At 64.3% G+C, this 19,293-nt stretch carries 21 protein-coding genes; 12 read left to right on the top strand and 9 right to left on the bottom strand.

Annotation, left to right across the window (positions count from 1 at the left end):
- Positions 1–32: 32 nt before the first annotated feature.
- Positions 33–1,451, top strand: coding sequence for an NAD(P)/FAD-dependent oxidoreductase (locus BJL86_RS07825; RefSeq protein WP_067471277.1), 1,419 nt, complete (start codon positions 33–35; stop codon positions 1,449–1,451).
- 11 nt (positions 1,452–1,462) lie between these two features.
- Here the strand turns inward: BJL86_RS07825 and BJL86_RS07820 are convergent, their stop codons facing one another.
- Together BJL86_RS07820 and BJL86_RS07815 are read right to left on the bottom strand one after the other, a co-directional pair.
- Positions 1,463–1,882 carry a PaaI family thioesterase gene (locus BJL86_RS07820; protein WP_082908298.1) on the bottom strand — a complete coding sequence of 140 codons (420 nt, stop codon included), beginning with the start codon at positions 1,880–1,882 and terminating at the stop codon, positions 1,463–1,465.
- Positions 1,883–1,963: 81 nt separating this feature from the next.
- Positions 1,964–2,677, bottom strand: a complete 714-nt coding sequence (locus BJL86_RS07815; protein ID WP_082908299.1) for a hypothetical protein — start codon at positions 2,675–2,677, stop codon at positions 1,964–1,966.
- A gap of 391 nt (positions 2,678–3,068) precedes the next feature.
- On the opposite strand from BJL86_RS07815, the gene gndA reads away from it, so the two are divergent.
- From gndA to BJL86_RS07790, 5 genes are all read left to right on the top strand, one after another.
- The gene (gndA, locus tag BJL86_RS07810) at positions 3,069–4,538 is read left to right on the top strand and encodes an NADP-dependent phosphogluconate dehydrogenase (RefSeq protein ID WP_067471278.1); all 1,470 of its coding nucleotides are present in this window, start codon (positions 3,069–3,071) and stop codon (positions 4,536–4,538) included.
- Between the two features lie 54 nt (positions 4,539–4,592).
- Positions 4,593–5,948 carry a DEAD/DEAH box helicase gene (locus BJL86_RS07805; protein WP_067471279.1) on the top strand — a complete coding sequence of 452 codons (1,356 nt, stop codon included), beginning with the start codon at positions 4,593–4,595 and terminating at the stop codon, positions 5,946–5,948.
- Between the two features lie 131 nt (positions 5,949–6,079).
- Positions 6,080–7,477 (top strand): hemolysin family protein, encoded by a 1,398-nt coding sequence (locus BJL86_RS07800; protein ID WP_414836049.1) that lies wholly within the window; start codon positions 6,080–6,082, stop codon positions 7,475–7,477.
- Positions 7,474–8,562, top strand: a complete 1,089-nt coding sequence (locus BJL86_RS07795; RefSeq protein WP_067471282.1) for a hemolysin family protein — start codon at positions 7,474–7,476, stop codon at positions 8,560–8,562. The genes BJL86_RS07800 and BJL86_RS07795 overlap by 4 nt, the downstream gene beginning before the upstream one ends.
- Positions 8,525–9,451: a hypothetical protein gene (locus BJL86_RS07790; protein ID WP_067471284.1), complete on the top strand. Its 927-nt coding sequence runs from the start codon at positions 8,525–8,527 to the stop codon at positions 9,449–9,451. Before BJL86_RS07795 ends, BJL86_RS07790 begins: the two co-directional genes overlap by 38 nt.
- A gap of 14 nt (positions 9,452–9,465) precedes the next feature.
- Here BJL86_RS07790 and BJL86_RS07785 read toward each other — a convergent pair whose 3' ends face one another.
- Positions 9,466–10,437 carry a hydrogen peroxide-inducible genes activator gene (locus BJL86_RS07785; RefSeq protein WP_197487510.1) on the bottom strand — a complete coding sequence of 324 codons (972 nt, stop codon included), beginning with the start codon at positions 10,435–10,437 and terminating at the stop codon, positions 9,466–9,468.
- Between the two features lie 168 nt (positions 10,438–10,605).
- Between BJL86_RS07785 and BJL86_RS07780 the strand changes: the two genes are divergently transcribed.
- A complete protein-coding gene (locus tag BJL86_RS07780; protein WP_067471288.1) occupies positions 10,606–11,202 on the top strand; it encodes a peroxiredoxin in 597 nt (198 codons plus the stop codon).
- A complete protein-coding gene (ahpD, locus tag BJL86_RS07775; RefSeq protein WP_067471289.1) occupies positions 11,203–11,727 on the top strand; it encodes an alkylhydroperoxidase, AhpD family in 525 nt (174 codons plus the stop codon).
- A gap of 204 nt (positions 11,728–11,931) precedes the next feature.
- On the opposite strand, the gene BJL86_RS07770 is transcribed toward ahpD, so the two are convergent.
- The 4 genes from BJL86_RS07770 to dut form a co-directional block, all read right to left on the bottom strand.
- Entirely contained in the window at positions 11,932–12,747 is an 816-nt protein-coding gene (locus tag BJL86_RS07770) for a DUF3159 domain-containing protein (protein ID WP_231887086.1), read from the bottom strand.
- Positions 12,748–12,750: 3 nt separating this feature from the next.
- Entirely contained in the window at positions 12,751–13,146 is a 396-nt protein-coding gene (locus tag BJL86_RS07765) for an OB-fold nucleic acid binding domain-containing protein (RefSeq protein WP_067471293.1), read from the bottom strand.
- Between the two features lie 48 nt (positions 13,147–13,194).
- Positions 13,195–14,103, bottom strand: coding sequence for a DUF3710 domain-containing protein (locus tag BJL86_RS07760; RefSeq protein WP_075844904.1), 909 nt, complete (start codon positions 14,101–14,103; stop codon positions 13,195–13,197).
- Positions 14,104–14,253: 150 nt separating this feature from the next.
- Entirely contained in the window at positions 14,254–14,703 is a 450-nt protein-coding gene (gene dut, locus BJL86_RS07755) for a dUTP diphosphatase (protein ID WP_075845162.1), read from the bottom strand.
- Positions 14,704–14,886: 183 nt separating this feature from the next.
- On the opposite strand from dut, the gene BJL86_RS07750 reads away from it, so the two are divergent.
- Positions 14,887–15,399, top strand: coding sequence for a DUF3093 domain-containing protein (locus tag BJL86_RS07750; RefSeq protein WP_231887103.1), 513 nt, complete (start codon positions 14,887–14,889; stop codon positions 15,397–15,399).
- 64 nt (positions 15,400–15,463) lie between these two features.
- Here BJL86_RS07750 and BJL86_RS07745 read toward each other — a convergent pair whose 3' ends face one another.
- Positions 15,464–15,766, bottom strand: coding sequence for a DUF4193 domain-containing protein (locus BJL86_RS07745; RefSeq protein WP_067471567.1), 303 nt, complete (start codon positions 15,764–15,766; stop codon positions 15,464–15,466).
- Positions 15,767–16,202: 436 nt separating this feature from the next.
- Between BJL86_RS07745 and cei the strand changes: the two genes are divergently transcribed.
- On the top strand, positions 16,203–16,847 hold the full coding sequence (gene cei, locus BJL86_RS07740) for an envelope integrity protein Cei (protein WP_067471570.1): 645 nt from the start codon (positions 16,203–16,205) through the stop codon (positions 16,845–16,847).
- On the opposite strand, the gene BJL86_RS07735 is transcribed toward cei, so the two are convergent.
- Positions 16,844–17,779, bottom strand: a complete 936-nt coding sequence (locus tag BJL86_RS07735; RefSeq protein WP_231887104.1) for an inositol monophosphatase family protein — start codon at positions 17,777–17,779, stop codon at positions 16,844–16,846. The genes cei and BJL86_RS07735 overlap by 4 nt on opposite strands.
- 118 nt (positions 17,780–17,897) lie before the next feature.
- Here BJL86_RS07735 and ppgK point away from each other — a divergent pair, with 118 nt between their 5' ends.
- Both ppgK and BJL86_RS07725 read left to right on the top strand, forming a co-directional pair.
- Positions 17,898–18,734, top strand: coding sequence for a polyphosphate--glucose phosphotransferase (gene ppgK / locus BJL86_RS07730; protein WP_067471576.1), 837 nt, complete (start codon positions 17,898–17,900; stop codon positions 18,732–18,734).
- A 209-nt stretch (positions 18,735–18,943) separates the two neighbouring features.
- A complete protein-coding gene (locus BJL86_RS07725) occupies positions 18,944–19,183 on the top strand; it encodes a hypothetical protein (protein ID WP_067471578.1) in 240 nt (79 codons plus the stop codon).
- Positions 19,184–19,293: the final 110 nt, after the last annotated feature.

Raw genomic sequence — 19,293 nt, 5'->3', positions numbered from 1 at the left:
AATTCGCGTCACTGACTGCCCAGGAGTGATGAATGTCCACACCCGCCACTCGCGATCTTTCCGCCGGCGAAACGAGTTCCACGTCGCGGCACCATGTCGTAATCATCGGCTCAGGGTTCGGCGGACTCTTCGCGGCCCGCGAGTTCAAGGGCAAGAATGTCGATGTCACGCTCATTGCGAAGACCGGGCATCACCTGTTCCAGCCCCTGCTTTACCAAGTGGCCACAGGCATCTTGTCGGTCGGCGAGATCGCACCGCCGACGCGTTTCATTCTCCGCGACCTGAAAAACGTGAAGATCGTGCTCGGAGATGTCTCCGACATCGACGTCACGGCAAAGAAGGTGAAATACGTATCGGGGCGCCTCGACATCGAGACGAGCTTCGACAGCCTGATACTCGCGGCCGGGGCCAACCAATCGTATTTTGGTAACGACCACTTCGAGCAATACGCGCCGGGCATGAAGACTGTCGACGACGCTCTCGAGCTTCGCGGCCGGATCCTCGGCGCGTTCGAGCAGGCGGAGCTCACCACCGACGAGGTGGAGCGGCGGCGGCTACTCACGTTCGTCATCGTCGGGGCCGGCCCTACCGGCGTGGAGATGGCAGGTCAGGTCGCCGAACTCGCACGGAACACCTTCAAGGATCTGTATCGGAGTATTGACCCGTCGTCGGCCAGGGTGATTCTTCTCGACGCGGCTCCCGCCGTGCTTCCTCCTTTCGGTCCGAAGCTTGGCGACGAGGCGCGTCGTGCGCTGGAAAAGCTTGGTGTCGAGGTTCAGCTCGGCGCGATGGTCTCCGGAGTCGATGGACGCGGGATCACCGTCAAGGATGAAGCGGGCAAAGAGCGCCGTATCGAATCGGCGTGCAAGATCTGGTCGGCGGGGGTTTCCGCGAGTCCGCTGGGTGCGATCGTGGCGAGGCAGACCGGTGCCGAGGTCGACCGCTCGGGCAGAGTTCGAGTGGAGAAGGATCTATCACTTCCCGGCGAATCGAACATCTTCATCGTCGGGGACATGATGGCGCTCGATGATCTTCCCGGGGTCGCCCAAGTGGCCATTCAAGGTGGTCGCTACGCGGCCCGCCAGATTATCGCGGAGGTAGAAGGTTCTTCCGACCCCACTCGCCGTAAGCCATTCCGATACTTCGACAAGGGGTCGATGGCAACGGTCTCTCGCTTCAACGCGGTCGTGAAGATCGGGCGCATAGAGATCGACGGCTTTCTCGCGTGGATCATGTGGCTTGTTGTGCACCTTGCGTACCTGGTCGGATTCAAGAGCCGGTTCACTGCTTTGGTGTCGTGGGGGATGCACGTCATGGGCAATCAGCGGTCGCAACTCACCTCGACGAGCCAGCAGGTCTATGCGCGAAGCGCGCTGGAGCACATCGAGGAAGCCGCCGCAACGGTCACGACGTTCACTCCTCCGGAACATGTGGAAGACGACAGCAAGTAGCGTCGACGCGGCTATGCCTTTGGCGTGAGATTCGCCAGCCTTACCTGGCTGGTGGCGAGAACGCGGCCCGAAGCATCGCTGATCTCGACGCGCCAGAGCTGCTGAGAGCGCCCGCGGTGGATCGGTGTGCCCACGGCTCTCAACGTCCCTTCCGAAACGGAACGCAAGAAATCGGTGTTGTTGTTGACCCCGACGACGTTTCCGCGATCTCCCAGCCACGTTTGACCGGCCACACTTGCGACTTCCTCGGCGATGGCGGCGTAGACGCCGCCATGCACGATTCCCACGGGCTGGTGGAGCTTGGCGGTCACCGGGACGTCGATCACCACAGAGTCGGGTCCGGCCTCCACGTATTCGAAGCCCAGCGTCGAGCCGAGGTTCTCGGTGTTCTTCGTCATCTCGAGAAATTCCTGCCGCACCCGATCGTCCATGCCCGCCCCTATTCGCCTGGTTTCCACTTTCGCTCCACCATACTGCGCGACCGGAATGCCGACGGAGCCGCGACTATCCGATCACGGCCGAGAGCGCTTCGGGTTGACGTCCATGAGCGTGCTGGGAAGCGGACGCGAACGCCTGACCGGATGGCCGGCATGTTCCAGCGCGCCGAGAACGAGTTGCACACGGCGCTCGGCAGCCTCCCGGCACGTACCGCCGAAACGCGAGGCGATCACCGCCGTATACGAGGACTCGCGAGCCGTCGTCGACCACATCTGAGCCGTCGTGCAATGACTGAGTTTCGACAGCGACGCGAACACCGGGGCGAGGCTGGACGCCGCGCGACCTGCGAGCCAGTAGGCCATCTGGCTCTCCCCCGGGAAAACGATCATCTCGGAGCGCGGAAGATCGGCATCCGCATAGCGATCGTCAGGTAGAACGCGCATCGTCGAATCGTCGACGCCAACCCAATCGAAACCCCACTCTTGGTTCGTCCGGACGTAGAAGTTGGTGATATAGGGGTCCCAGATCCGCCCCTTGTGCACGAAGCTGGCCACCGCCCGGCCGAGCACGGAGTGGACGAATTGGCTCGTGACGAGATAGGTCGCGTACTTGACGTCGCCGTACTCTTCAAAGTGCGCTGAGAACATGTCCTCAACCAGGGAATATTGATTGAGTTCGGACAATGCGCGCCAACGTCGCCTGTTATGGACGCCGAGATCGGCGATGGAATACATCCGGGGATCGTCGTTGCTCAACTTCGCCATGTCGAGCGACGTCTCTGCAAACACGGGATTATCGGAACCGCGCTCGTGTATTCGTATTGGTCTGGCCATCTAACTAACACCTCCGCACTTCACGACGCCTTCGGCACACGATGTGGTTCCCTTGGGACTCACATTCTTTTGTTCGCGGCTGGAGGTAGTCGGTTCGCTCGATTCGCCTTCCAACACTGATGCTCAAAGTATTTATTACTGAAACATTTGCATTTACCTGGTCGACCGTTAAGCATTAAACCAGACCAATATTCCCCATACCAGGACAAAAAGGGATTTACATAAATTATTTACCATTTGTTTATCTAAATAAATTTGTCGCCATATCAGCATTTTCCTGGCGCCGATGCTCGAGCGAATCCGGCAGTTCTCCCCACTTGACCGGTCACTGACTATATTTGAGGCCATGACTGACGCATCGCCTTCGACCGCACAGGCCCCCGCAGACGGCAAAGCCAACATCGGAGTCACGGGATTGGCCGTGATGGGTTCGAACATCGCCCGCAACTTCGCCAGGAACGGTTTCACCGTCGCTCTACACAACCGTTCCGTCGCGAAGACGGATGCACTTCTCGATACGCACGGCGACGAGGGGTCTTTCATCCGTACCGAGTCGATCGCGGAATTCGCCGACGCTCTCGCGACGCCGCGTTGCGCGCTCATCATGGTCCAGGCCGGCTCGGCCACGGACTCCGTCATCGACGAACTGGCTTCCGCGTTCGACGAGGGCGACATCATCATCGACGGCGGCAATGCCCTGTACACCGACACGATTCGCCGCGAGAAGGAAATGGCCGAGCGCGGCATCCGGTTCATCGGCGCCGGCATCTCCGGCGGCGAGGAGGGCGCGCTCGAAGGCCCCTCGATCATGCCCGGTGGTCCGGCATCGAGCTACGAGGTCGTGGGCCCGATCCTCGAGAAGATCTCGGCACATGTCGACGGCCAGCCGTGCTGCACCCATATCGGCGAGGACGGTTCCGGCCATTTCGTCAAGATGGTGCACAACGGCATCGAATACTCCGATATGCAACTCATCGGCGAGGCCTACCACCTCCTCCGTGAGGTCGGCGGACTCGAACCCGCCGCGCTCGCCGAGGTCTTCCGCGAGTGGAACGAAGGCGACCTCGATTCCTACCTGATCGAGATCACTTCTCAAGTTCTCGCCCAGGTCGACGAGCGCACAGGTTCCCCACTCGTCGACGTCATCGTCGACCAGGCCGGGCAGAAGGGCACCGGCCGGTGGACGGTCAAGTCCGCCCTCGACCTCGGCGTCCCGGTCACGGGTATCGCCGAGGCGGTGTTCGCCAGGGCGCTGTCCAGCTCGCTCCCACAGCGCGAGGCCGGCAAATCGCTTCCCTCGGGCGCCACCAACGTCCCGCTCGATACCGGAGACGATTTCGTCGAGGATGTGCGCAAGGCGCTGTACGCGTCGAAAATCATCGCCTACGCGCAGGGCTTCGACCAGATCAACGCGGCCAAGGACGAGTACGGCTGGGATATCCACCGCGGCGATCTCGCCACCATCTGGCGCGGCGGCTGCATCATCCGCGCCAAGTTTCTCAACCGTATCGTCGATGCCTACGAGGAGAATCCGGAACTGCGCAGCCTCGTCGAGGCGCCATACTTCCTCTCGGCCCTCACCGACTGCATCGATTCGTGGCGCCGCGTCGTGGCGACTGCGGTTCACGCCGGAATCCCGGCCCCGGGCTTCGCTTCCTCGCTCGCCTATTACGACGCGCTGCGCACCAGCCGGCTCCCGGCCGCGCTCACCCAGGGACTGCGCGACTATTTCGGCGCCCACACCTACCGCCGTACCGACGCCGAGGGTGCATTCCACACGCTCTGGTCCGGAGACCGCAGCGAAGTCGAGGCGTAGCAGCTCATCGACGTTCCCACTCTGGACCAAGTCCTCGCCGACTGCGGTGCGGCGGTGCCCGTACGCCACGCGGTGCGCGCCATCGCGGACGGCCGGGCCACCGAGGCACAGCGTCTCGGCATCCCTGCGGTCGTCGCCCACGACCACCTCGCGCTCGTCGCGCCCACGGGGTCCGGGAAAACCCTCGTCGCCGCCGTCGCCGCGTGTATCGAGCTGGCGGTGGGGGCAAGCGCTCCCCGGCGCCCGCGCGTCCTCGTACTCTGCCCCACCAGAGAACTTGCCGATCAGGTCTCCGGTGTCCTCGCCGAGGTTCTCCAGGGGGTTGGTGCACGAACGGTTTCTCTCACCGGAAGCCCGGCGGCGCGCAAGGACACCTACGCGCTCGCCCGCCCCGTCGACTGCCTCGTCGCCACCCCTGGGCGGATGCTCGACCTCATTCGCCGAAGCACGATCTCGCTGGATGACGTCGGACAGCTCGTTCTCGACGAGGCCGACATGCTCCTCGGACCGAGTTTCCATACGCAGACACTCTCGATCCTCGAGGCGGTCACGACCCCGCGCGGCAGGGCGACGAGGGTGCTCGCCATGACCGCAACCGCTTCCCCCGAGGATTCTGGCGCGCTGCAGGCCGCGTTCGGCGCGACGTTCCACGACATCCGCGTCGCCGTAGATCCCTCCACTACGTCGCCGGCCCACGGCTCGGCCGCGCCGGGGCCTCCGGCATCGCTCGAGCTCCTCCCCGCCCGCTCGGAGAAGGCGGTTCGGAGCGCCCTCATCGAGCTGTGCTCGAGCGCGCGCTCGGCGATGGTCTTCGTGCCCCGGCGGGCCGATGTCGCCGATCTCGTCGCCGCCCTCGAGGACCGCGGGGTGGCGGTAGGCGGATTCACCGGGCGTTCTGCGACCTCGGTACGGACGTCCGCGATGGACTCCCTCCGCTCCGGGAAGGTCTCGGTGCTGGTCAGCACCGATGTCACCGCCCGCGGGATCGACGTCGCCAACCTCGCGATGGTCGTGCACGTGGGGCTTCCCCATTCGGCGGAGGACCTCACGCACCGCTCGGGTCGAACCGGGCGCGGCCACCGGCCGCCGGGGCTCGTCGTCGCGGTCATCGATCCGGAGGAGGAAGAACGCCTCAGGGAATTCGCCGACACGGCGGGACTGCAGGTCCACCGGTCTGGCAGCGCACGCGACGTCGTCGCGAAATTACGCCCGTCCGACGTCATACGGCGTCCCCTCGCCCCAAAGGGGAAGGACTCGCCACCTGCAGCGCAATCGCGGAACGTGGGTGCAGGGCGTCAAGCCCGGAAGCAGACGCGGTCCACGGGCGCTGGCCGAGGGCATACTCGCGGGCAACAGCGCGCGACGGGCAAGGGCGAGCGGCGCGGCGGTGCATCCCGGCGTGGGCGCTGACAACTTTGTCGGGACGCCGTAGTATTTTTGCATCCATACTCCACGAGGCGAAAGGCGGTTTGAGTGCCCAGCGCACCCAGTGATACTTGCGGTTCCAGACGATGGGGCATGCTCCGGCGAGGAGTATGCCCGTGACTATCGCCTGGCAATTGCTTTCCGTCCTGGCCTTCTTCGCGTTGACGCTGGGTACAGCGTTCTTCGTGGCCGCCGAATTCTCGCTGGCGGCGCTGGAGAAATCGGGCATCGACACCCGCGCCGAAAGCGGCGACGCTCGAGATCGCGCGGTGCAGTCCGCGCACCGCAAACTCTCCCTACAACTGTCCGCGTGCCAAGTGGGCATCACGATCACGACGCTCATCACGGGTTATCTCGCCGAGCCGTTGATCGCGAAGTTGTTGGAACCGCTGATGGAGGCGGTCGGGCTCCCGGAATCGACCGCCATCGTCATCTCGCTCGGCCTCGCCCTGGTCATAGCCTCGTACCTGTCGATGGTGATCGGCGAGCTCGTGCCGAAGAACATGGCGATCACCAACCCGACTGCGACCTCACGATTCGTCGCGCTGCCGCTCCTGGGATTTTCGAAGGTGTTCGGTTTCCTCATCCGGGCCATGGACAATTCGGCGAACGCCATCGTGCGCAAGCTCGGCGTCAAGCCCGGCGACGAGCACGCCGCGCGCTCGTCGAGTGAGCTCGAAGCGCTCGTGCGCAACTCGGCACGCGAGGGCGCGCTGGACAACGACACGGCGGTCATTCTCGAACGCTCGCTGTCCTTCGGCGAGCTCAGCGCCGAGGACATCATGACGCCCCGCTCGACGGTCGTCACCCTGGGCAGCGACGACTCGATCTCCGACCTCGTTCGTACCGCGGTCGATTCGGGCTTCAGCCGCTTCCCCGTCACCGCTCAGGGCCTCGACGAGACGATCGGCATGGTGCATGTCAAACAGGCGCTGGCACATCCGGTCGACGAGCACGAATCGATTCCGCTGTCGTCCATCGTGCGCCCGGTGCACCGAGTCCCCGACTCGCTCGACGGGGATTCGGTGCTCACCCGCATCCGTTCGGAGGGCGCGCAAATGCTCCTGGTCATCGACGAATACGGCGGGGTCGCCGGTCTGGTGACGCTCGAGGATGTCGTCGAGGAAATCGTCGGCGAGGTCGTCGACGAATACGACGATGCCTCCGAAGGCAGGCCCATCTACAGGCGCGGTGCATGGTGGGAATCGACCGGCCTCGCACGGCTCGACGAGGTCTCCCGCGAGACCGGGTACCACGCCCCCAACGGTCCGTACGAAACACTTGCGGGCTTGGTGATCTTCGCTCTGGGCAGGATGCCCGAGGCGGGCGACGTGGTCGATCTCCCCTCGGACCAGAGCACGATCTCCGATGAACTCGACGCAGGACATTTCCAGGTGTGGCAGGCGAGGGTTACCAAAATGGACGGACGCCGAATCGACCAGCTCACAATCGGACCGAACGTCGCTGCGTCCACCCCGGCTGCCGCCAATGAGAACGAGGAGGGCCAGCGATGAACGGACTCTGGGGCGTCCTGCTCACGATCTTCCTACTCGCCGCGAACGCGTTCTTCGTCGCTTCCGAGTTCGCTCTGATCTCCTCGCGCAAGGACAGGCTCGAGGCGCACATCGCCCAGGGACGCGAGCGCGCCCGCACCGTGATGCGCGCGACCGAACGCCTGTCGCTGATGATGGCAGCCAGTCAACTCGGCATCACCGTGTGTTCGATCCTGCTCGGTAAGGTCGGCGAGCCTGCCATTGCGCACCTGTTCGAGCCGGTATTCGAAGCCCTGAATGTGCCCGAAACGCTCGTCCATCCGATCTCGTTCGTCATCGCGATGTCGCTGGTCGTGCTCTTGCACGTGCTGCTCGGCGAGATGGTGCCGAAGAACATCGCCATCGCCGGCCCGGAGCTCACGGCGATGTACATCGTCCCACTCCATCTGGCGATCAGCCGGTTGGTGAGTCCGATCATCCACTTCTGCAATTGGTCGGCGAACCTCATCCTCCGCGCGTTCGGAGTCGAGCCCAAGAACGAGCTCGATTCGGTCGTCACACCGGCAGAACTGTCTTCGATGCTCGCCGACTCGCATTCGTCCGGACTGTTGGACAACGAGGAACATTCGCGATTGACCCGCGCCCTGGACAACGAGACGCGTACGGTCAACGAAGTGATGATTCCGCTCACCTCGGTGCGCACGGTCCGCGCCACCGATGCCGGTGTACCGCTCGAGGCGATCCGCGCTGCGGCCGGCGAAACCGGGTTCTCGCGGTACCCGGTACAGCGCCACGGAACCGAGTTCGAGGGGTATGTCCACATCAAGGACACCCTCGCATCGATCATTCCCGACGACGGACGTCCCGCTTCCGGCGATGCCGAGCATCTCCCCCTCTCCGCAATCCACGCGATGCCGTCGATCGGAGAGCAGGAACTTTTCGAGAACGCGCTGGGCAAAATGCGGCGCACGTCGAGCCACATCGGGAACGTGGTTGATTCGCGCGGATACACCGTGGGTATCGTGGCGCTCGAAGATCTGATCGAAGAATTTGTAGGCACGGTACGCGATGGCACCCATTACCGCCGAGACGGGCGCACACGCTAGTCGCCAGCGAGTCGCGCTGGAAGACTGGCGCGCCTGCGAGGCCGAACACCACGCCGCGGTCGACGAGCTGACCGCGGCGCACCTGCGCCGCTCGCACGAGGGCATCAAGCATCCGATCATCGACTTCCTGTTCACCTATTACCGGTCGTCGGTCGGGGCGCTCCGTACCTGGCACCCCGGTATCGGCGTGCAGCTCGAGATAGAGGACGACCGCCGCGATATCCCCCGCTTCTACCGCCGCGTCGGCACGGCCGAGGATCAAAGCACCTCGGCCATAGAGGTGGACGTCGACGCGGTGGCCGAGTCCAAGGGCAAACGTTGGCAGCGCGCGGCGACGATCGTGTCACGCACCGCTTCCCGGCCGCCACGTTTCGGTTGCTTCGGACGGCACGAATGGGCGATGGTCTACCGCCTGCGCCCGCACGAGATACGCCACGAACAGGTTCCCCTTCGCGTGAGCGAGGGGACCATCGCCGAGCAGGTCGAGGCCGGGGTCCACTGCACCCACTTCGACGCGTTCCGGTTTTTCACCGCGCCCGCCGAGCCACTCAACGAATTCGCCCTCAGCCGGGACTCCCAACTCGAACGGGAACAACCGGCGTGTCTGCACGCGGGAATGGACCTTTACCGCTGGGCCTCAGAGCTCGGCCCCGCCTGCCCCTCGGACCTGCTCTTGGATACCTTCCGCTCCAGCTTGCGTGCCCGAGTGGTGGATATGCAGGCGTCGCCGTACGACTTGAGCGAGTACGGCTACGAGCCGATCAAGATCGAGACACCGCAGGGTCGCGCGCACTACGCAGCGTTCCAGCGACGCTGGGCGGAAGAGACGAACGAGCTTCGCGAGCGACTACTCGAGTTGTATGCCTCGCTTGGAGTGCTGCCCGAGTAGGCAACGGCGAGGCTTCAGGTCTCGAGGATTTCGCCGTCGGCGGGGCGACGCCTCGAAGGCACGGGGTCGATCTCGAGGGCAGGGGCGACGAAGCGCTGTACGACGTCATAAATGGTGTCGATGACCTGCGCGGGAACCGTTTCCCGGGCCAGTAATCCGATCGTGCGCGCCGGACGGGGCTCGCCGAACTCCACGAGGGCGCAGTCGGTGTCGCGCGCCTCGACAGCGGCCGCGGTCGCGGGAAGGACGGTGATCCCGAGCCCCGCCTCGACGCAGCGCACGGCCGTGGACAGGTTCGACACCTTGGTCTGGGTAGAACCGAGGATGCGGGCATTGCCCTGCCTGCACAGATCGAGAGTCTGGTCACGCAGGCAATGGCCGGCCTCGAGCAGGAGGACGACTTCCTCGTCGAGGTCCTGTGGGAATATCTCGTCCCTTGAAGCGAGGGCGTGGCCCGAGGGCGCGGCAAGGACGAAACGTTCGTTGTAAAGCGGGTACTCGAGCAGCCCGCGTGCGCCCACCGGGATGGCAAGAATCGCGACGTCGAGACGTCCGGAACGCACGGATTCGACGAGATCGGCCGTCTGCTCCTCGACTACCACGGGCTGGAAGCCCGACTCGGGCGCAGCCATACCGCGAAGAAGCGACGGGAGAAGGTACGGCGCGACGGTGGGGATGACGCCCATGTTCACCGTCACCCTCCCCGCGCGGCCGGGATCTGCGGCTGCGACCATCGCATCGAGGGACTGCAGCGCTGTGCGAGCGAAGGGCAGCAGATTGAGCCCCTCGGCGGACAGCTCGATCTTCCGGGCACCGCGCCGCACGAGCTCTACCCGCAGACCCGTTTCGAGCGAGGACAGGGCCTGCGAGAGCGCAGACTGGCTCTGTCCCGCCGCCGCGGCCGCGGCGGTAAAACTTCCGAGGTCAGCGACCTTGACGAACGCCCGCAGCTGGGCGGGCGTGGGCGAAAATTCGGTGCGCGGCATGAACATAACCGTATGCCGGGCAATCCATCCAAGCAATAAGCACAACTGATTAGTTAGCTACGTCACTATTAGGTTTACTTTTAGAATCGCGCTGGGCATAGTGGTCATGGGCCACTTCAACGAGTGGACACAAATCTTCCAAATATCCGCGCCCACTAGGAGGCACACATGGCTATCCGTACCATCGGCGACCAGTTCCCGGACTTCGAGCTCACCGCTCTTCGCGGCGGCAACCTCAGCGACATCAACGCTTCGCAGCCCGAGGACTACTTCGAGACGGTCACCAACCAGTCCTACAGCGGCAAGTGGCGCGTGATTTTCTTCTACCCGAAGGACTTCACCTTCGTGTGCCCCACCGAGATCGCCGCATTCGGCAAGCTCAACGACGAGTTCGCCGACCGCGACACCCAGATCATCGGCGGCTCGATCGATAACGAGTTCTCGCACTTCAACTGGCGCGCGACCCACGAGGACCTCAAGACCGTGCCGTTCCCGATCCTCTCGGACATCAAGCACGACCTCATCAAGCAGCTCGGCGTCGAGAATGCCGAGGGTGTCGCGGATCGCGCAACCTTCATCGTCGACCCGGACAACGTCATCCAGTTCGTCTCGGTCACGCCGGACGCCGTCGGCCGTAACGTCGACGAGGTCCTCCGCGTCCTCGACGCTCTCCAGTCCTCCGAGGTCTGCGCTTGCAACTGGCAGGCCAACGACCCGACGAAGAACATCGACAAGTTCTCCGAGATGCAGGAGGGAATCAAGTAAATGAGCATTGACAATCTGAAGAACGGACTCCCCGAGTACGCCAAGGATCTCAAGCTCAATCTCGGTTCACTCGCTCGCTCCACCGAGCTGAACGAGCAGCAGCTGTGGGGGGCCCTCCTCGCCGCTGCCGCCACGACCCGGAACGACACAGTGCTTTCCGAGATCGCCGATGAGGCTCGCGGACACCTGTCCGACGAGGCGTTCAACGCCGCGCTCGCCGCATCGTCGATCATGGCGATGAACAACGTGTCCTACCGCGCGAAGTCGTGGCTCGGAGATGACTACGCCCAGGTGCGCATGGGTCTGCGCATGAACGTCATCGGCAACCCGGGCGTCGACCAGGCCGACTTCGAACTGTGGTCGACAGTCGTCTCCGTCATCAACGGTTGCGAGCACTGCACCCTCGCGCACGAGACGAAGATCCGCGAAGAGGGCCTCACCAAGGAGCAGGTCTGGGAGGCCATCAAGGTCGCCGCGACCGTCCAGGGAGTCGCGCAGGCCATCCAGATCGACGCCGCGCTCTAAGCACTTCCGCCGTCACGGCCGATAGAAAATCCCCCGCTCTCCCACGGAGGGCGGGGGATTTCTACGTCCTACGTAGTTCATGCACGCGTATGACGTCGGAGGTGCCCACCCCCAAGCCGGCACGGCATGCCGGTGCTGTATTCAACGCCGAGACGTGTAGAGAGATGTATTCGTGTGTAGTTGCCGAATTCGGCGTACGAACCTTTAGTGGCGCGGCGAATCGTCGCCGGCAGCCTCTTCGTAGCCCTGAGGCTCCTCGGCCCCACCGTCCGGCTCCGACGCCTCGGCGTCGGCCTCATGCCCCTTGATAACGGGGCGATCCTCCGGATGCTTGGCGTACCAGGCTTCCTCGCCGTCGTTCGCCTTCTTCACGGCCCACACGGTGCCTGCCGCGGCGACGATGGCGAGCGGCCAGCCCATGACGATGCGCGCGACACCGAGAGCATCTTCGAGATCGGCGTAATACAAAGGCGCCTGCACCGCGACGCGCGCGAAGAACACGAAAGCCCAGATCGCGGTGGCGACGATGTACCACCGCATCGCGGCGGGGACCTTGCGCCACGCATTCCCGTGCCCGTTAACGAAGCCCCAGATGACGCCGACCAGCGGCCATTTCACCGCGGCGCTCACCCCGAACACGAGCCCGTAGACGATCTGGGTGATGATGCCGTAGAGGTAGTACCCGCGCGCCGAGCCGGTGCGATAGGCGATGAACACGCAGATCACCACGGCAAAGAATCCGCCGATCGCGGGAGCGATCTTCTCGCGACGAAACACGGTCCACAACAGAAGTAGAATAGCCGCGCCGACGGCTGCGAACATCGCGGGCCGCAGCCCCCAGAAGGCGTTGACCGGAACGAATGCGAGCACTGGGAGCGTAGATGTGACCAGGCCCTTGACGCCGCCCATCTGTTCGAGCAATGGCGCGTCCGGATCTCCGAACATCGACGGGGTCGATGGTTTGGCGCCCGCTTTCGACGACGCTGAATGGGATGATTTCTCGGTGGGCTGATCGCTCACTGATTAGCGTCCTTCTCGCGCGGGACCGGAAACGTCTTCGCGTAGTTCGTAGCGGGGGTTGAAAAGCACTCGGCGGTTGTCCTTGAACGCGACGCGGCCGGACACCTGGAGGCAACGCCCCACCTCGATGCCGGGGATCGATCGCCGTCCCAACCAGACCACGTCCACGGATGCCGTGCCATCGTATACCTCTGCGGTCACTCCGAGCTCGTCTTCTCCAAGCCCGTAGGTGACGCAGCGGATGCGCCCGATGATCGTGGCGGACTGCCCACAGGAACAAGAGCACACGGAATCCGCGCCCGAGGAGCGGGACGCCTTCTCGAGCTCTTCGGCGTCGGAGTTTTCCAACGTTTGCGTCAATCGCGCACCCAGTCGACCCAGGAAACCCGTGTCGCTCACCGGTGTACCTCCAGATCGAGCACAGAGAATTGCGGGAACGAGGAAAGTCTACTTCTCATCGTCGAGTTCGTGAAGGCGGTTCATCGCGGAGGTGCGCTTGCGCTGCTTCATCTGCGGCGGCTCGCCGCTGCCGCCCGCGGCCTGGTGCGGAGCCGGCGCCTGGTTCTGTGCCGCATTCGGCGCCGGTGCCGCCGGCTGCGCACCTGCGGGAGCCGCCGTGGTGCCCTGCGCCTGCGGCTGAGACCCGGCTTGCGCGGAGCGAGCGGTCGCCGCCTGCTGCTGCGCGAGCTGCTGGCGGGCCTGGTTGAGCGACGCGGTGATCTCCTCCGGGATGTCCATCGGCAGTAGCTCCCCTGCCGGCATCGGATCCGTGCCGCGGTTGACGATGAACCGTCCGACGATCTCGCGTGCTTGCTCCATCGCCTCTTCGGCCTTGTCATTCGTACTCACCACGCGGACCTCTAGCATCCACCGCGGGCCTTCGACGCCGATGAGGCGGAGCATCGCGTTCGATTGCTCGGCGACGAGCTCTCGGCCCCACGGTCCGTCCTCGTGGAAGGTGGTTGCACCCTGCTTGTCGAGCTGCTCGCGAATGGACGACATGAATGTGCGCCACTGGCCGCCACTGCGCGGCGCTGAGAATGCACGCGGGATCACCCGCGCGGCCTCGCTCACTACGTGGAATTCGGGTGTGCCGTCCTGGGACAGCGCCGCGTTGAGCTGCGCATTCGGCGGGATCCCGAGCACGATCGTGCCGAGGTTGAGGTAGCCGTACCCCAGGTCCTTGTAGAACGCTTCGACATCGGGCACCGCCGACTTGTCAAAGGGCCCGTCCTGTGGATCGAAGTCGAAGCCCTCCGATTTTTCCGGCTGCTCCGCCTGTTCTGTGTCGGCTACCGTTGCCGCATCATCGTTTCCCGGTGTTGCCGCGTTGGAATTCTTCCGACGACCGAACATTCTTCACGCTCCCTCTATCGCCACGTCGCACTCGCTGCGCGAGCGGTTCTCGCCTAATGCTATTCGGATTTTCTCCATCCGACCGTACTCCGGGGATGCCACCCCTACGCCGTCGGCCGAGATATCCGTTCGCTTTCCACGCCGTACGGCTCAGCCGAGTCGGTCGTGTCCGCCGGTCGATCCGAACCCCTTCGCCCCGCGGGCGCTCTCCCCTAGTTCGGCGACGCTTTCTACTTCACGCACCGGCCACAGTTCGACGCGCTGGACAAGTAGCTGCGCGATTCGATCGCCCCGGCGAATATGGATCGGCTCGGCCGGATCGTGGTTGATGAGGTTGACCTTGAGTTCGCCGGTGTATCCGGCATCGATCGTGCCAGGCGTATTCACCATGGATAGCCCCGCCTTGTGGGCGAGCCCCGATCGCGGGTGCATGAGCCCGACGAACCCCGGTGGGATGCGCACGGCGAGACCGGTTCCCGTGAGGTGGCGCGCGCCCGGCTGCAGCGAGACGTCTTCGGCGCTATATACATCGATTCCCGCGTCGTCGGCGTGGCCGCGTACCGGCATCGGCAGCTCCGGGTCCAGGCGGTGGACGAGCAGCTCTCCCGGGCCGCCGGCTGCGGACGGCGTGGAAGAGGGGGTGGCGGGGGTTTCGGACACGGGGCTTGCCTCCACGGTCGGTGCTGTTGCTGTAACTTTTCGCCACCAGCATGCCAGGTGGGGGTCTGCTCCCCCGAGACCGAGGTTCTGGAGGTGCGGGGTCGCCGCGATAGTCTGGTACCCGTGAGTGAACGTATGGAATCGGCCCCGGGCTCTGGAAACGATACGGCGAGGGAGCTGTTCACCGAGCGCCTCTATGTGCCGCTTTGGTGGTGGTTGTTCCTCTTCGGCGTCATCGCCATCGTCATCGGCCAGGGGGTGTTCATCAGCTCACCCTGGTGGGTGTGGTTACTTCTCGTCCTCGTCGGCCCATTGATGATCTGGCTCATGTGGCGCCTGGGTAGAGAAAGGGTCGCCGTCGTCGATGACGGCGGAGGTGCGCGTTCTCTCGTCGCAGGCGGCGCCACGCTGCCGTTCGACGCGATCTCGCGATGCGCGGTGGTACCCAAGACGGCGAAGAGCGCGGCGATGGGGCGTCAATTGGACCCCGAGGCCTACGTAGTCCACCGCGGATACGTGCCGACGATGGCGATCGTCGTTCTCGACGACCCCTCTGATCCGACACCGTATTGGCTCATCAGCACCCGGCGCCCGAACGAGCTCACCGATCTGTTGCCTGGGAAGGTAGAGAACTAAGGGGCCGGCGATGCCGACCACACTTCGGGCCGCCCCGCGCGGTCGCGGGGCACCCGGCCCTCAGCTATGCGCAGTCCTGGCAGACCGGAAGGTTGCCGTCCATTCGGGCGAGCCGGCTGCGGTGGTGGACCAGGAAGCACGAACTGCAGGTGAACTCGTTGTTCTGAATCGGCACGACGCTCACGCTGAGCTCTTCGCCCGACAGATCCGCGCCGGGAAGCTCGTAGGACTCGGCCGTGGCCGTCTCGTCCTCGTCCACGACACCGGTCGTTCCCTCTCCGCCGCGGCGAGCCTTGAGCTCCTCGAGCGAATCGGCGCCGAGCTCGTCCGAGTCAGTCCTACGGGGGGCATCGTAATCGGTAGCCATGATTAACATTCCTCGAACTATCCGGTGGTGGTGAATGGCCTCGATCACGCCATCCATTCGGTTACTGTGCGTTCATTAACTAACGCATCCAGCGATCGCAAAATAGCGCACGACACACCCCGAAGCAACAGGCGTGTCGAGATAACGCGATATCCTCAGACAAAAGCCCACCGTACGCCGGGTGTGCTGGATAAATAAGAACTGGTTTCAGATAAATTCACCCCTTTTCATGGGTGATTCCCGCGCGAGGATAGGTGTCCGGAATTTCTCCGATGTCCGCCGTCATACGCCCCGTACTTTCGCCCTTCCCGCATGCCCGGCGAGGCCTTTGCGCGCGCCGTGGCACGGGAATCCGGCGGGGACAGCCTAGAGTAGACGCCGCACGCGTTGTACCCGCCCCGATGGATCCGGGCGCAAGGAAGGTCGATTTACAGCCATGGTCGCTCACCTGAGCTCTCGCAGCGTTCCCCGCCCGCCGATCAAGCGCGGATGGGACCGTTTGACGACACCGTATGCGCTCGTCGTCGCGGTGATGCTGGTCCTCGGCGCGATCGTCGCCGCCGTCGCCGTGTCCATCAGCGACCCGGAGACCTCGACTGTGGCCTGCGAGCTTTCGGACGAGGCCCAGGCTTCGGGACTCCAGGAAGAGGACGCGAGCACGCTCGATGACGTCGACGCGGCGCCGCTGGATCAGGTAGCTGTGCGTGTGCTCAACGCCAACGGCCAGACCGGACAGGCCGGGCAGGTCGCCTCCGAGCTAGGCGAGATGGGCTTCGCCGTGCCCGACTCCAACCCGGTGGGCAACGATCCGCTCTACCCGGAACAGAACCTCACGTGCCACGGCCAGATCCGCTACGGCGGCGATGGAGAGTCCGCGGCGGCGGCCCTCAAGCTCGCCGCGCCGTGCATGCAGCTCGTCGCCGACGGTCGCCCCGGCAATACCGTCGATCTCGCGCTCGGGAGCTACTTCCAGGAACTCAACACCGAGAACGCCTCGAAGGAGGCGCTCACCTCACTGGCCTCCGGCGGAGAGTCCTCCGAAGAGCAGGTCGGTCCCGCCTCCTCCGAAGTGAGCTGCTAGCTCTCCCCTCGCACCTCCGCGCTCAACGCGGCGGCGATCCTCGGCGCCGCCGCGACCACGGGCTCGCTCGGGACATTGGCCAGCTCGACAATGGCGCCGGCCTCCTCGGCGATGACCAAGCCTGCCGCGTAGTCCCACACCTTGATCCCGCGCTCGTAGTAGCCGTCTATTCGGCCGGCGGCGAGATGGCATAGGTCCAGCGCTGCCGCTCCGAGCCGTCGGATGTCGCGCACCTTCGGCAGTAGTCGCGCAACCACGTCCCCTTGCTGACGTCGGACGTCTCGTTCATAGGAGAACCCTGTGGCCACCAGCGCCGTCGCCAGGTCCTCGCGGCCGGATACGCCGATCGGCCGCCACCCCGCGTCCGCGGAGGTACGGTGCCACGCTCCCCCGCCGCGGCGCGCCGCGTACGTGTCCCCGAGACTGAGTGCGTGCACGGCGCCCGCCACATGCTCCCCGTCGATGACGGCACCCAGCGAGACCACGGACAGCGGCAGCGCGTAAAGCAGGTTGACCGTTCCGTCGACGGGGTCGGCGATCCACGTGACACCCGACTCCGCGATCCGGCCGCCCTCCTCCTCGCCGAGGATCGCGTCCTGCGGACGGAGCTCGGCGAGAATCCGGCGGATGAGCGCCTCGGATTCGGTATCGATACGGGTCACCGGATCGACATCTGTCGACTTCGTCTGTGTCCCGAGAGCCTCGGCACGGGATGCCGTGCCGTCCCCGTGCTCTGCGAGAGCGAGTTCGTAGCGGAACACGCGGCCGACGTGTTCGGTGATCTCGATGGCGAGGAGTTCCAAGACCTGGGTATCGAGGGGTCCGGCGTCATCCATGAGCTGTAAGAGGCGGGCCGAGGGGCGCCACTCCGGGCGGGCGGAGGGCACGTCGGGAGAGACGATCGGTTGTGGCGGGGGGAGGTGTTCGGGCATGACGTCCTTTCGGGCTCGGCGTGCGGGGCGGCCTTCTGTGGCCCCGCACGCGCCTTGGCATTAACCTTGCCGCTGGAGACCACGCGGCGCATCCGCGCGCCACAAGTCGAGGAGAACCATGGCACACACCACCGGATCAGGCACCGAGGCTACGGATCACATCGGGCTCGGTGTTGACGTCGGCGGAACGGGAATCAAGATCGGGCGGATCGACCTGCGTGCGGGCGAGGTTATCGGTGAGCGAATCTACATCGACACCCCACAGCCTTCGACCCCCGAGGCCGTGGCGACGACCATCGCCAATGTTATCGACGACCTGCAGTGGACCGCGCCGGTGGGAATCGCGCTCCCGACCGTCGTACACAAGGGAATCGCGCAGATCGCCTACAACATCGACCCCTCGTGGATCGGCACCGATGTGGAGGAGCTTCTGGCTCGCCACCTTCCGAATAACGTGACAGTGACGCTCAACGATGCCGACGCCGCCGGCATAGCCGAGTCCGCGTTCGGCGCGGCGAAGGGCACCAAAGGTCTGACGCTGCTCCTCACGTTGGGCACCGGAATCGGCTCGGCCCTTCTCCTCGACGGCAGGCTCGTGCCCAATTCCGAGCTAGGCCACGTCCTCGTGCGTGACATTGACGGGGTTACCGTCGACGAAACCGAGAACCTCGCAGCACCTTCACTCAAGGAATCCAATGGGTGGTCGTATGAAGAATGGGTGCCGCGCATCGATTCGGTTCTCAAACAGCTCGAGCACGTCTTGTGGCCCAGGCTGATCGTCATCGGCGGAGGCATCAGCGCCGAATCAGAGAAGTGGTTTCCGCTGCTCACCAATCGCACCGAGGTCGTTGCAGCGACCCGGCTCAACGACGCCGGGATCATCGGCGCGGCCGCCCTCGCCGCCGGAGACGCGGGAATAATCGATCTCTCGGGCGTAACGCCAACAACTCATTGATTATTAAGTCTTGTGAAAAATTGAAAACGCTAGTACCCAATCTAAGAGTCAAAGTCAGCCGATGCATCGACCTCGCTGGCGCGGTAACGTGAAGTTATGCAGCAAAGGGCGGACGCGCCCTGCCCCACATTTGTGGCGAAAGTAAGGGACGACGGTGCATCGAGTGCCGACCTCCCCTCTCGGCGCGGCTAGGACGCGGGCGGTTACACGTGCGTGATGTGCTCGTCGCGCAGAAAATCGACCGCATCTCGCCTCTCACTGCGTCCCTACAGAAACTATTCGGCCAGACCGAAGAGATCGGGTTCGTTGCGGAAGCCACGATCGCCCGTCTGGAAGGCGTCTCGAACGTGTCCAGTCGGTGCTGGCCGGCCCAGTCCGACATCGACGACATAACCCGATCTGGTGTTACCGCCGAGGTCATGCGCTTAAGAGCCGAGAAACGTTGGTAACGGGAGGGCGAATGCGAAAGTTCGCCACGGAACCCAGATCCTTTACATACGTCGTACCCCATACGGCACGAAGAAGCCGGCCCCCGCACGAAAGGGATCCGTATAGGGGC

It is taken from the genome of Dietzia timorensis, assembly GCF_001659785.1.
GTDB classification, from domain to species: domain Bacteria; phylum Actinomycetota; class Actinomycetes; order Mycobacteriales; family Mycobacteriaceae; genus Dietzia; species Dietzia timorensis.
The sequence above is the reverse complement of the archived record's forward strand: the minus strand, read 5'-3'. Positions and strand labels throughout refer to the sequence as shown.